8 protein-coding genes are annotated in these 13,738 nt (G+C 73.4%); 7 read left to right on the top strand and 1 reads right to left on the bottom strand.

Annotated elements, in window-relative coordinates:
- Positions 1-130: 130 nt before the first annotated feature.
- Both smc and ftsY read left to right on the top strand, forming a co-directional pair.
- Positions 131-3,730, top strand: a complete 3,600-nt coding sequence (gene smc / locus ACWD4U_RS11900; protein WP_363450790.1) for a chromosome segregation protein SMC — start codon at positions 131-133, stop codon at positions 3,728-3,730.
- A gap of 13 nt (positions 3,731-3,743) precedes the next feature.
- On the top strand, positions 3,744-4,982 hold the full coding sequence (gene ftsY / locus ACWD4U_RS11895; RefSeq protein ID WP_363450788.1) for a signal recognition particle-docking protein FtsY: 1,239 nt from the start codon (positions 3,744-3,746) through the stop codon (positions 4,980-4,982).
- Between the two features lie 127 nt (positions 4,983-5,109).
- Here the strand turns inward: ftsY and ACWD4U_RS11890 are convergent, their stop codons facing one another.
- Positions 5,110-5,775, bottom strand: a complete 666-nt coding sequence (locus ACWD4U_RS11890) for a bifunctional DNA primase/polymerase (protein WP_363450786.1) — start codon at positions 5,773-5,775, stop codon at positions 5,110-5,112.
- A gap of 434 nt (positions 5,776-6,209) precedes the next feature.
- Here ACWD4U_RS11890 and nsdA point away from each other — a divergent pair, with 434 nt between their 5' ends.
- The 5 genes from nsdA (at position 6,210) to ffh (ending at position 13,735) form a co-directional block, all read left to right on the top strand.
- Positions 6,210-7,664: a transcriptional repressor NsdA gene (nsdA, locus tag ACWD4U_RS11885; protein ID WP_363450784.1), complete on the top strand. Its 1,455-nt coding sequence runs from the start codon at positions 6,210-6,212 to the stop codon at positions 7,662-7,664.
- 224 nt (positions 7,665-7,888) lie between these two features.
- Positions 7,889-9,214, top strand: coding sequence for an ammonium transporter (locus tag ACWD4U_RS11880; RefSeq protein ID WP_363451031.1), 1,326 nt, complete (start codon positions 7,889-7,891; stop codon positions 9,212-9,214).
- Complete coding sequence (locus ACWD4U_RS11875) at positions 9,214-9,552, top strand: P-II family nitrogen regulator (RefSeq protein WP_363450782.1); 339 nt, start codon at positions 9,214-9,216, stop codon at positions 9,550-9,552. The genes ACWD4U_RS11880 and ACWD4U_RS11875 overlap by 1 nt, the downstream gene beginning before the upstream one ends.
- A gap of 91 nt (positions 9,553-9,643) precedes the next feature.
- A complete protein-coding gene (locus ACWD4U_RS11870; protein WP_363450780.1) occupies positions 9,644-12,082 on the top strand; it encodes a [protein-PII] uridylyltransferase in 2,439 nt (812 codons plus the stop codon).
- 93 nt (positions 12,083-12,175) lie between these two features.
- Positions 12,176-13,735, top strand: coding sequence for a signal recognition particle protein (gene ffh, locus ACWD4U_RS11865; protein ID WP_363450778.1), 1,560 nt, complete (start codon positions 12,176-12,178; stop codon positions 13,733-13,735).
- Positions 13,736-13,738 lie beyond the last annotated feature (3 nt).

The following is a 13,738-nucleotide window of genomic DNA, read 5'->3' as shown; positions in this document are numbered from 1 at the left end:
CGGAAGTCTCTTTTGCCGTAAGGTGCCCGGCCCGCGGCGTGGTCAAACCGTCGCCTGAGGGTCCGTCGGCAGCCCGGCCGGATACAGTCGCCAACGGCGGCGGTGACGGCGAGGCGAGGAGGGTCGGGCGGTGCACCTGAAGAGTCTGACGCTGCGCGGCTTCAAGTCCTTCGCCTCGGCCACCACCCTGCGTTTCGAACCCGGCATCACCTGCGTGGTCGGGCCCAACGGCTCCGGCAAGTCCAACGTGGTGGACGCGCTGTCCTGGGTGATGGGCGAGCAGGGCGCCAAGTCGCTGCGCGGCGGCAAGATGGAGGACGTGATCTTCGCGGGCACCAGCGGGCGCGCCCCGCTCGGCCGCGCCGAGGTCAGCCTCACCATCGACAACACCGACGGCGCGCTGCCCATCGACTACTCCGAGGTCACCATCACGCGGACCATGTTCCGCAACGGCGGCAGCGAGTACGCGATCAACGGCACGGTCTGCCGGCTGCTCGACATCCAGGAGCTGCTCTCCGACTCCGGCATCGGCCGCGAGATGCACGTGATCGTCGGCCAGGGCCAGCTCGACTCCGTGCTGCACGCCGACCCGATGGGGCGGCGGGCCTTCATCGAGGAGGCGGCCGGCGTCCTCAAGCACCGCAAGCGCAAGGAGAAGGCGCTGCGGAAGCTCGACGCGATGCAGGGCAACCTCAACCGGGTGCAGGACCTGGTCGCCGAACTGCGCCGCCAGCTCGGGCCGTTGGGACGGCAGGCGAAGATCGCCCGCCGGGCCGCCGGGATCCAGGCGGAACTGCGCGACGCCCGGCTGCGGCTGCTCGCCGACGACCTGCTGACGCTGCGCCGGGCCGTCGAGGCCGAGGTCGCCGACGAACTCGCCCTGAAGCTGCGCCGCACCACCGTCGAGCAGGAGCTCGCCGCGGCGATCCAGCGCGAGGCGGTGCTGGAGGCCCAGGTCGAGCAGCTCGGGCCGGCCCTGGAGGCGGCCCGGCAGACCTGGTACCGGCTCTCCTCGCTGGCCGAGCGCACCCGCGGCACCATCGGACTGGCCGAAGCCCGGATCCGCGCCGCCGCCACCGCCGGGCAACTGGAGGAACGGCGCGGCCGCGACCCCGAGGAGCTGGAGCGGGAGGCCGAACGCGTCCGCGAGGAGGAGGCCGCGCTCGAGGAGGCCCTGGAGCAGGCCCGGTACGCGCTGGCCGAGGCCGTCGAGGAACGCGCCGAACTCGAACGGGAGCTGGCCGCCGAGGAGCTGCGGCTGAAGGCCGCCGCCCGGGCGATCGCCGACCGGCGCGAGGGACTCGCCCGGTTGCAGGGCCAGGCCGCCGCTGCCCGCTCCCGGGCCGGCGCCGCCGAAGCCGAGATCGAACGGCTCGTCGCCGCCCGCGACGAAGCCGTGCTGCGGGCCGAAGCCGCCCAGGCCGAGTACGAGCAGCTGCGCGAGCGGAGCGAGGAGTCGGCGGCGGGCGACGAGGAGCTGGACGCCCGGGTGGAACAGGCCCGGGCCGCGCTGCGGGACGCCGAACGGGCGGTGTCCGCGGAGCGCGAGGCGCTCGCCGCGGCGGAGAAGGAACGCGCCGCGCTGACCGCCCGGCACGACACCCTGGCCCTCGGGCTGCGCCGCAAGGACGGCAGCGGCCGGCTGCTCGGCGAGCCCGGCGTACTCGGCACCGCCGCCGAACTGCTGGTGGTGGAGGCCGGGTTCGAGCTGGCGGTGGCCGCCGGGCTGGGCGCCGCCGCGGAGGCCGTGGCGGTGCGCGGGCCCGAGGTCGCCGTCGAGGCGCTGGCACGGCTGCGGGCCGAGGACGCCGGACGGGCGGTGCTGCTGATCGCCGACGGTGCGGCGGACCTCGCCGTGGTCGGCGGGTTGCCCGAAGGCGCGCGCTGGGCCGCGCAGTTGGTGAGCGGCCCGGAGTCGGTGGCGGCCGCGGCGCGGTGGCTGCTGCGCACCGCCGCGGTGGTCGAGGACCTGGCCGCCGCCGGGGGGCTGCTCGCCGCGCTGCCCGACTGGACGGCCGTCACCCGCGACGGCGACCTGCTGTCGGCGGCGGTCGCCCAGGGCGGCTCGGCCGGAGCGCCCAGCCTGCTGGAGACCCAGGCGGCGGTCGCCGAAGCCGCCCGGGGGATCGAGGAACTCGACCGGCGCTGCGCCGAGTCGGCCGAGCGGCTGGCCGAGCGCGCCGAGCAGCGCCGGGAACTCGTCACCGAGGTCGAGCAGTTGACGGTCCTTCGGCGTCAGGGCGAGAAGCAGCGGGCCGAACTCGCCGGGGCACTGGGCCGATTGGGCGGCGCTGCCCGGGCCGCCGCGGGCGAGGCCGAGCGGATGGCGAGCGCCGCCGCCAAGGCCGAGAGCGGACTCGGCGACGCCCGGGCCGCCGCCGAGGAGCTGGCCGAACGGCTCGCCGCCGCCGAGGAGTCGGCCGAGTCCGGCGAGGACGAACCCGACCCCGCCGAGCGGGACCGGCTGGCCACCGCCTCCTCCGCCGCCCGGCAGGGCGAGATGGAGTCCCGGCTCGCGGTCCGCACCGACGAGGAGCGGGTCCGCTCGCTGTCCGGCCGCGCCGACCAGCTCGACCGCGCTGCCCGCGCCGAGCGCGAGGCCCGCGCCCGCGCCGCCGAGCGCCGGGCCCGCGCCCGCCGGGAGTCCGCCGTGGCCACCGCCGTCGCCGCCGGGGCCCGCCAACTGCTCGGCCGGATCGAGGAGTCGCTCGCCGCCGCCGAGACCGAACGCGCCGCCGTCGAAGCCGACCGCAGCGGCCGGGAGACCGAGCTGCGGCAGTTCCGCGAACACGGCCGCGAACTCAAGGCCGAACTCGACCGGCTGGTCGACGCCGGGCACCGCGACGAGGTGCTGCGCGCGGAGAAGCGGCTGCGGATCGAGCAACTGGAGTCCAAGGCCCTCGACGAGTTCGGCATCGAGGGCGGCGAGCTGCTGAACGGCTACGGCCCCGACCAGCCCGTCCCCGCGCCGCCGCCCGAGGACGGGCAGGAACCCGGCGAGCCGCGGCCGTACGTCCGCGCCGAGGTGGAGAAGCGGCTCAAGGCCGCCGAGCGCGCGTACCAGCAGCTGGGCAAGGTCAACCCGCTGGCGCTGGAGGAGTTCGCCGCGCTGGAGGAACGGCACAAGTTCCTCGGCGAGCAGCTCGACGACCTGCGCCGGAGCCGGCGTGACCTGATGGACATCGTCCGCGACGTCGACACCCGGGTCGAGCAGCTGTTCACCGCCGCGTACCACGACACCGCCGCGCAGTTCGAAGGCGTCTTCTCCCGGCTCTTCCCCGGCGGCGAGGGCCGGCTGATCCTCACCGACCCGGAGAACATGCTCACCACCGGCGTCGAGGTCGAGGCCCGGCCGCCCGGCAAGAAGGTCAAGCGACTCTCGCTGCTGTCCGGCGGTGAGCGCTCGCTCACCGCGGTGGCCATGCTGGTGTCGATCTTCAAGGCCCGGCCCAGCCCGTTCTACGTCATGGACGAGGTCGAGGCGGCGCTCGACGAAACCAATCTGCGGCGACTGATCGCGATCATGGAGGAGCTCCGGGAGAGCTCCCAGCTGATCGTGATCACCCATCAGAAACTCACCATGGAATCCGCCGACGCGCTGTACGGCGTGACCATGAAGGGCGACGGCATCTCGCAGGTGATCAGCCAGCGGCTGCGGATGCCGGAGAAAGCCGGGAAGAAGCAACAGTCGGAGTCGTCGGAGCCGGGGGACGGCGTAGGCGCTAAGTGATACTGGACGGGTTATGGAATACGTGATCCTTGCCGTAGTCATCGCGGTGGTCGCCGTCGGCGCGATCGCCGGGCTCGTCGTTTCCGGCAGACGACGCAAAGAGCTGAGCAAACCGACCGCGCAGCCGACCATCACCGCGCCTGCGCCCGCGCCGAAGCCTGAGGCGGAACCGAAGGCCGAGGCGGAGCCGGGGGCCGGGGCTGCTGCGGCTACGGCTCCGGAGGCCCGGGCCCAGGCCCAGGCTGCGGAGGCCGAGGCTGTGGCGCCCGAGGCGCCGGCCGAGGAGGTGCGGATCGAGGAGGCGGAGGCCGCCCCCGCGATCGAGGTGCCCGAGCCGACCGCGGGCCGGCTGGTGCGGCTGCGCTCCCGGCTGTCGCGTTCGCAGTCGACGCTCGGCAAGGGCCTGCTCACGCTGCTCTCCCGGGACCGGCTCGACGAGGACACCTGGGAGGAGGTCGAGGACACCCTGCTCACAGCGGACGTCGGTGTCGCGGCCACCCAGGAGCTGGTCGAGAACCTGCGCACCCGGGTGAAGGTGCTCGGCACCCGCACCCCCGACGAACTGCGCGCGCTGCTGCGCGAGGAGCTGGTCAACCTGATCGGCCCCGAGATGGACCGCACGGTCCGCTCGGTCAAGCACGAGGAAGGCCCGGCGGTCGTCCTGGTCGTGGGCGTGAACGGCGTGGGCAAGACCACCACGACCGGCAAGCTCGCGCGCGTGCTGGTCGCCGACGGGCGCAGGGTGGTGCTCGGCGCGGCCGACACCTTCCGGGCCGCCGCCGCCGACCAGCTGCAGACCTGGGGCGAGCGGGTCGGTGCGCACACCGTCCGCGGCCCCGAGGGCGGCGACCCCGCGTCGGTCGCCTTCGACGCGGTCAAGGAGGGCATCGCCGAGGGCGTCGACACCGTCCTGGTCGACACCGCCGGGCGACTGCACACCAAGACCGGCCTGATGGACGAACTCGGCAAGGTCAAGCGGGTGGTCGAGAAGCACGGGCCGGTGGACGAGGTGCTGCTGGTCCTCGACGCGACCACCGGACAGAACGGGCTGGTCCAGGCCCGGGTGTTCGCGGAGGTCGTGGACATCACCGGCATCGTGCTCACCAAGCTGGACGGCACCGCGAAGGGCGGCATCGTGATCTCGGTCCAGCGGGAGCTGGGCGTTCCGGTGAAGCTGATCGGACTCGGCGAGGGCGCGGACGACCTGGCGCCGTTCGAGCCGGGGGCGTTCGTGGACGCGTTGCTCGGCTGAGAGCTGGTGCGAGATCGGCCCGTGGAGGGGAGTTCCCTCTGCGGGCCGATCTCGCTGTGGGGGAGTGGTTGCTCGCGCAGTTCCCCGCGCCCCTGGCGTTGCGCGTCCTGGCGGTGCGCGGCCGGTGCTAGCTGGCGAATTCGGCGGTGCGGTGGTGGCGGGTGCGGTGGCAGGCGTAGGCGAGGGTGCCGAGGAGGAGACGGGCCTCGGGCGGGGCCTCGTGGGTGGGGCGGCGCAGCCATCGCATCGGGCCGAGGGCCGCGAGGGGGGTGGGCGGGGCGGCGAGGTAGGAGCCGAGGCCGTGGCAGGTGAGGTCGAGCGAGGCGTCGTCCCAGCCCATCCGGTAGAGCAGGTCGGGGAGCCGCTCGGCGGTGCCGGGGGCGACGAAGAAGAGCAGCCGGCCGGCGGGGGAGGCGAGCACCGGGCCGACCTGGGTGCCCATCCGTTCGAGGCGTACCAACGCCTGCAGGCCGGGCTGGGCCGGGACGTCGAGGACGTCGAACTGGTGGCCGGTGGGGAGCAGCAGCGGGGCGTCGGCCGGACAGTCGGCGGCGAGGTCCGCGGCGGTGGCGCCGGGCGGGATCGCGGGGCCGACGCCCAGGTGCAGGTTGGGCGCGGCGCAGCGCGGAACGCCGCAGTCGCAGCCGGTCTCGGTGTGCGCGGGCGGGCTGCCGGCGGCGAGGGTCCAGCCCCAGCGCCCGGAGTACTCGGCGGCGGCCTGGAGCGCGGTGGGCCGGGTGCGGCGGCGGGCGCCGAGGGGTGCGAGCCGCAGGGTGCCGAACAGCTTGTCCATGCCTCCCCCAACAGGTTCAGCTTGCCGGTGGTTACGGGATGGTGACGGACCGTCGACACTTGGGCGTGTGGCGCGGGGCGCGGTGGCGGCGCGCGCGGACCGGCGCACACCGATCCGGGTGGCGCTGGCGAGCAGGCGCCTTGCACCGGTGCGTCGGATGCCGGATCGTCGTTGCCGCAACGCGTGCCTCCTCCGGGTCCTGGCATGTGCCGGGGTCATGCGGGGTGATTCCCAGTGAAGCGCGCATCGTCGTCCGGTAGTTCACTCGTGGGGGTGGCGAAAGGTGGCGTTTCTCCGGCGTTGCTCCCCCGGATGGCGGAGGGCCGCTACGTTCGGCATACGGAACGCAGCGGACCGGTCACGCGGTCGGCGGTTGGACGAGATCGAGTCAGGCGAGCGGGGCCCCGGGGTCGGGGCGGGATGGGGACGGACCCATGGGTGAGAAGCAGCCGAACGAGAAGCTGGGCTCCTGGTTCGCGCGCAGCGGTTGGTCGAAGGGTGAGCTGGCGCGCCAGGTGAACCGCCGGGCACGGCAGATGGGTGCGCACCACGTCTCCACCGACACCTCCCGGGTGCGCCGCTGGCTGGACGGCGAGCAGCCGCGCGAGCCGATCCCGAAGATCATGTCGGAGCTGTTCTCGGAGCGCTTCGGCTCGGTGGTCTCGATCGAGGACCTGGGCCTGCGCGCCGCCATCCCGGTGACCACCGTGGGCAGCGGGGTCGACCTGCCGTGGAGCGCGCCGCAGACGGTGCAGCTGATCAGCGAGTACTCGCGCAGCGACCTGATGCTCAACCGCCGTGGATTCCTGGGCACTTCGCTGGCGCTGACGGCCGGTGCGGCGCTGATCGAGCCGATGCAGCGGTGGCTGACGCCCGGTCCGAGCGGCGCGCCCACGCCGATCCTGGCGGCGGCCAACGGCGGGGAGCGGTTCTCCGGCCGGCTCTCCGAGCCGGAGCTGCAACTGCTGGAGCAGACCACCGAGATGTTCCGCCAGTGGGACGCGCAGAACGGTGGCGGGCTGCGCCGCAAGGCGGTCGTCGGCCAACTCCACGAGGTCACCGACCTGTTGCAGGAGACCTACCCCGAGGCGACCACCAAGCGGCTGTTCCGGATCACTGCCGAACTCGCCCACCTGGCCGGCTTCATGTCGTACGACGTGGGCATGCACCCGAGCGCGCAGAAGTACTACGTCCTGGCGCTGCACGCCGCCAAGGAGGCCGGGGACCGGCCGTTCGGCGCGCTGATCCTGACCGACATGAGCCGGCAGATGATCCACCTCAACCGCGGCGAGGACGCGCTGGAGCTGATCCACCTGGCGCAGTACGGCAGCCGGGACACCGCGACCGCGCGCCAGCAGGCGCTGCTGTTCGCGATGGAGGCCCGGGCGTACGCCACCATCGGCGAGGTCAACCGGTGCGCCCGCGCGGTCCGGCTGGCGGAGGACACCTTCAGCGACATCCACTCCGGCGAGGACACGCCGCCGTGGCTGCGGTTCTTCTCGACCGCCGAGCTGAACGCGGAGAACGCGCACTCGTACCGCGACCTGGCGTACACCTCCAGCCGCGGCAACGCGATGGCCAAGCAGGCGGAGCCGCTGATGACCAAGGCGGTCGACCTGTTCAAGCAGGACCCGGACCACGTCCGCACCTACGCCTTCAACCTGGTCGGCATGGCCTCGGTGCGCCTGCTGCAGAACGAGCCGGAGGACGCGGCGAAGTACTGCGAGGAGGCGGTGGACATCGCCAAGAAGGTGCGCTCGGAGCGGCTGAACACCCGCGTGCGCAAGACCTCCGAGGCGGCCACCCGGGACCACCGCGGCGTCCCCGGCGTGGACCGGCTCGCCGAGCGGGTGGTGCACGACATCCCGGAGTTCGTCTCGGTCGTCTGACCCGACCGGAGGGGCGCGCAGACGTATAACACGCCGTGTCCAGTACGCGTCACCTGCCGTGGTTCACGCGCCCGTAACGGGCGCGTCAACCACGTCACTGCGGCGAAACACCGAGCCGCATCGGCCGAAACCCACCTTCGGCACTCTCCTCTCATCGCCGACACGCCGGGATGGCACGGGACAGGTGTCCCGGCGTGGAGCGGCCTTCATTCGAGGAGACGCCGATGCCGGACGGCTTCAGCGCGGGCGATACCGCCTTCGTATTCATCAGTGCGGCCCTGGTCATGTTGATGACCCCGGGCCTGGCCTTCTTCTACGGAGGCATGGTCAGGGTCAAGAGCACCCTCAACATGCTCGTGATGAGCTTCATCTCGCTGGCGATCGTCAGCGTGCTCTGGGTGCTCTACGGGTACTCGCTGGCCTTCGGCACGGACGCGGGCGCCGGTCTGATCGGCAACCTCGACCACGTGGGCATGCGCGACATCGGGATGAACAGCCTGACCGGAACCATCCCGGTCACCGCGTTCGCCGCCTTCCAGCTGATGTTCGCGATCATCACCCCGGCGCTGATCAGCGGCGCCATCGCGGACCGTGCCAAGTTCGCCGCCTGGAGCCTGTTCGTGGCGCTCTGGGTGACCGTCGTCTACTTCCCGGTCGCGCACTGGGTGTTCTTCTTCGACGGCGGCAACGGCGGCTGGCTGGGCGACCGCAACGGCGTGATCGACTTCGCCGGCGGTACCGCGGTGCACATCAACGCCGGTGCGGCGGGCCTGGCCCTGGCGCTGGTGCTGGGCAAGCGGATCGGCTTCAAGAAGGACCCGATGCGTCCGCACAGCCTGCCGCTGGTGATGCTCGGCTCCGGCCTGCTGTGGTTCGGCTGGTTCGGCTTCAACGCCGGCTCGGCGCTGGCCGCCAACGGCGTGGCGGGCATGGCCTTCATGAACACCCAGGTGGCCACCGCCGCCGCGGTGCTCGGCTGGCTGGCCTACGAGAAGATCCGGCACGGCGCGTTCACCACCCTCGGCGCCGCCTCCGGCGCGGTGGCCGGCCTGGTCGCCATCACCCCGGCCTGTGGCTCGGTGTCGATGCTCGGCGCGCTCGCCATCGGCGTCATCGCGGGTGCCGCCTGCGCCGCCGCGATCAGCCTGAAGTACCGCTTCGGCTTCGACGACTCGCTCGACGTGGTCGGCGTCCACCTGGTCGGCGGCATCATCGGCTCGCTGCTGATCGGCCTGTTCGCCACCGGCCACGTCGGCCAGACCGCGTCCGGCCTGTTCTACGGCGGCGGCTTCACCCAGCTGGGCAAGCAGACCCTCGGTGTGGTCGTGGTCCTGGTCTACTCCTTCGTCGTCTCCTGGGTGCTGGGCTTCGGGATCCAGAAGACCATCGGCTTCCGGGTCTCCGAGGACGTCGAGGTGGCCGGCATCGACCAGGCCGAGCACGCCGAGTCCGCCTACGACTTCACCGCGGTCGGCGCCAGCATCGCCCGCGCCGTGGCGGCCCACCCCACCGCTCCCGCCAGCACCCAGAAGACCGAGGTCGACGCCTGATGAAGCTCATCACCGCCGTCATCAAGCCGCACCGACTGGACGAGGTCAAGGAGGCCCTGCAGGCCTTCGGCGTGCACGGTCTGACCGTCACCGAGGCCAGCGGCTACGGCCGGCAGCGCGGCCACACCGAGGTCTACCGCGGCGCCGAGTACACCGTCGACCTGGTGCCGAAGGTCCGGATCGAGATACTGGCCGAGGACGAGGACGCCGAGCAGTTGATCGACGTAGTGGTCAAGGCCGCCCGCACCGGCAAGATCGGTGACGGCAAGGTCTGGTCCGTCCCGGTCGAGACCGCGGTACGCGTCCGCACCGGCGAGCGCGGACCCGACGCCCTCTAAGCCCTACGATTCCCACACACTCCCTGGCGGACCTGCCCACGCGGCAGGTCCGCCGGAGGCGTATCGGCACCAGCACGCACCGGGAGCAGATGTGAGCAGCACCGACACCGAGTACGGCTACCCGGCCGAGCGGGCCCGGCTGCTGGCCGACGGCGCGCGCACCGGCCCGGAGCGGCGGGCCGCACTCTCCGCGCTCACCGACGGCTGGCTGGCCGGCCTCTACCGGGCGGCGGGCGCACCGGCGCGCACCGCGCTGGTCGCGGTCGGCGGCTACGGCCGCGGCGAGCTCTCCCCGCGCAGCGACCTCGACGTGGTGCTGCTGCACGAGGGCCCGCTCGACGGCGCCCTGGCCGAACGGATCTGGTACCCGGTGTGGGACGGCGGGATCTCCCTCGACCACGCGGTGCGCACCCCCGCCGAGGCGCGCGCGGTCGCCGCCGAGGACCTCAAGGCGCAACTCGGCCTGCTGGACGCCCGCCACCTGGCCGGCGACCCGCAGCTCACCGCCGACCTGCGCTCCGCCGTGCTCGGCGACTGGCGTGCCACCGCGCCGACCCGCCTCCCCGAGCTGCACGCCCTGGGCCAGTCCCGGGCCGAGCGGCACGGCGAGCTGTCCTTCCTGCTGGAGCCCGACCTCAAGGAGGCCCGCGGCGGCCTGCGCGACGTGGTGGCGCTCAACGCGGTGGCCGCCACCTGGCTCGCCGACGCCCCCCGGGACGGGCTGGGCGCCGCCGCCCGCACCCTCGCGGACGTCCGCGACGCGCTGCACCTGGTCACCGGCCGGGCCACCGAGCGGCTCAGCCTGCAGGACCAGGACCAGGTCGCCGAACGGCTCGGCGTGCTCGACGCCGACACCCTGCTGCGGCAGGTCTACCAGGCCGCCCGCACCATCGCGTACGCCTCCGACGTGACCTGGCGCTCGGTCGAGCGGGTGCTCGCCGAGCGCGGCCGCAAGATCCGGCGCACCACCCGCTTCGGGTTCCCGTTCAACGGCAGCCGGCGGGCCCAGGTGGGCCCTGGCCTGCCGGAGCGCACCCCGCTCGCCGAGGGCGTGGTCGAGCAGGACGGCGAGGCGGTGCTCGCCATGGGCGCCAGGCCCGCCACCGACCCGGTGCTGCCGCTGCGCGCCGCCGCCGCGGCCGCGCAGGCCGGGCTGACCGTCTCGTACGCCACGGTGCGCCGGCTGGCCGCGGAGACCAAGCCGCTGCCGGTGCCCTGGCCGGACGAGGCCCGCGAGCAGCTGGTCACCCTGCTCGGCGCGGGCGAGGCCTGCCTGCCGGTGTGGGAGGCGCTGGAGGCGGAGGGGCTGATCAGCCGGCTGCTCCCGGACTGGGAGCGGGTGCGCTGCCGCCCGCAGCGCAACGCGGTGCACCGCTGGACCGTCGACCGGCACCTGATCGAGACCGCGGTGAAGGCCGCCGCGATGACCCGCCGCACCGCCCGCCCCGACCTGCTGCTGGTCGCCGCGCTGCTGCACGACATCGGCAAGGGCTGGCCCGGGGACCACTCCGAGGCGGGCGAGGTGATCGTCCGCGACGTGGCCGCCCGGATGGGCTTCGACCGGCAGGACATCGACACGCTCGCCCTGCTGGTCCGCCACCACCTGACCCTGGTGGACACCGCGACCCGCCGCGACCCGGACGACCCGGCCACTGCCGACCTGATCGCCAAGACCGTCGGCACCCAGACCCACCTGGAGCTGCTGCACGCCCTCACCGAGGCCGACGCCACCGCCACCGGCCCCGCCGCGTGGTCGAGTTGGCGGGCCCAGCTGGTCGCCCAGCTGGTCGCCCGCACCGCGGCCCTGCTGGCCGGCGACGCCGTGCTGCCGGACGACGCCGCCGACTCGACCGCCGACCCGACGGCCGACCAGGAACGCCTCGCCGTGGAGGCCGCCCGCACCGGCGCGCCCGCGCTGGCGCTGACCGCGCACGCCGAGCCCGCCGAGGGCTCCGGCACCGAGCCGATGGGCGTGGAGCTCACCCTCGCCATCCCCGACCGCCCCGGCCTGCTCGGCACGGTGGCCGGCGTGCTGGCCGTGCACCGGCTCGCCGTCCGCAAGGCCGGGCTGCGCGAACTCGACCCGATCGGCGCCGGCCCGGTCCTGCTGCTCTCCTGGATCGTCGCCGCCGAGTACGGCGACCTGCCGGAGGCCGCGCGGCTGCGCGCCGATCTGCGGCGCGCCCTGGACGGTTCGCTGGACGTGGCGAAGAAGCTGGCCGAACGCGACGCCGCCGCGCCGCGCCGGCGCGGCATCAGCACCCCGCCGCCGGTGGTCACCGTCGCCCCCGGCGCGGCCTCGCAGAGCGCCACCGTGCTGGAGGTCCGCGCGCACGACGCCCCCGGCCTGCTGCACCGGATCGGCCGTGCCCTGGACGCCGCCGGGGTCCGGGTCCGCACCGCGCACGTCTCCACCCTGGGCGCCGAGGCGGTGGACGCGTTCTACGTCACCGACAGCGAGGGGAGGCCGCTGGAACCCGCCCGCGCCACCGAGGTCGCCCGCACCGTGCAGAGCGCTCTCGGAGGCTGAACCCACAGGGCCGCAACCGTCCGCCGGACGGGCGGATACCCTTGGGGACGACGACAGTACCCGTACCGATGCCGCAAGGGACCCGCGACCGACGTGTTCGACACTCTTTCCGACCGCCTCGCAGCGACGTTCAAGAACCTCCGGGGCAAGGGCCGCCTCAGTGAGGCGGACATCGACGCCACCATGCGCGAGATCCGGATCGCCCTGCTGGAAGCGGATGTCGCGCTCCCCGTGGTCCGGGCCTTCATCAAGCAGATCAAGGACCGGGCGCTCGGCTCCGAGGTCTCGGGCGCGCTGAACCCCGCCCAGCAGATCATCAAGATCGTCAACGAGGAGCTCATCGGCATCCTCGGCGGCGAGACCCGCCGCCTCCGGTACGCCAAGACCGGCCCGACGGTGATCATGCTGGCCGGCCTCCAGGGCGCCGGCAAGACCACGCTGGCCGGAAAGCTCGGCCACTGGCTGAAGAAGCAGAAGCACACCCCGCTGCTGGTCGCCTGCGACCTCCAGCGCCCCAACGCGGTCAACCAGCTGCAGGTGGTCGCCGAGCGCGCGGGCGTCGCCTTCTACGGCCCGCAGCCCGGCAACGGCGTCGGCGACCCGGTGCAGGTCGCCCGTGACTCGATCGAGTACGCGAAGCAGAAGCAGTACGACGTCGTGATCGTCGACACCGCCGGCCGCCTCGGCATCGACGCCGAGCTGATGCAGCAGGCCGCCGACATCCGGACCGCCGTCGACCCGGACGAGGTCCTGTTCGTGGTCGACGCCATGGTCGGCCAGGACGCGGTCACCACCGCCCAGGCCTTCCTCGAGGGCGTCGACTTCACCGGCGTGGTGCTCTCCAAGCTGGACGGCGACGCCCGCGGCGGCGCGGCCCTCTCGGTCGCCCACGTGACCGGCCGCCAGATCATGTTCGCCTCCAACGGCGAGAAGGTCGACGACTTCGACGCCTTCCACCCCGACCGGATGGCCTCGCGCATCCTCGGCATGGGCGACGTCCTCTCGCTGATCGAGAAGGCCGAGCAGACCTTCTCGCAGGCCGAGGCCGAGAAGATGGCCGCCAAGCTGCAGGGCGGCGGGAAGGACTTCACGCTCGACGACTTCCTGTCGCAGCTGGAGCAGGTCCAGAAGATGGGCTCGATCTCCAAGCTGCTGGGCATGCTCCCGGGCATGGGCCAGATCCGGGACCAGATCAACAACATCGACGACAAGGACGTCAACCGGGTCGGCGCGATCATCAAGTCGATGACGCCGGCGGAGCGCACCGACCCGAAGATGATCAACGGCTCGCGCCGGCTGCGCATCGCCAAGGGTTCGGGCGTCCAGGTCGGCGAGGTCTCCAGCCTGGTCGAGCGGTTCTTCGAGGCCCGCAAGATGATGACCGCGATGGCCTCCGGCAAGGGCATCCCCGGGATGCCCGGCATCCCCGGCATGGGTGGCGGCGGCAAGCGCTCCGGCAAGAAGGCCCCGGTCGCCAAGGGCAAGCGCAAGAGCGGCAACCCGCTCAAGCGGGCCCAGGAGGAGGCGGCCGCCGCCGAGCGCAAGGCCCTCGGCCCGGGCCAGGCCGGCGCCCCCGGCGGCGCGTTCGGCCTCCAGCCGGGCCAGGGCCCGGCGGACTTCGAACTCCCCAAGGAGTTCAAGGACCTGCTGTAGCGG

The sequence above is a fragment of the Kitasatospora sp. NPDC002522 genome (assembly GCF_053595195.1).
This window is presented reverse-complemented; position numbering and strand designations above follow the sequence as displayed.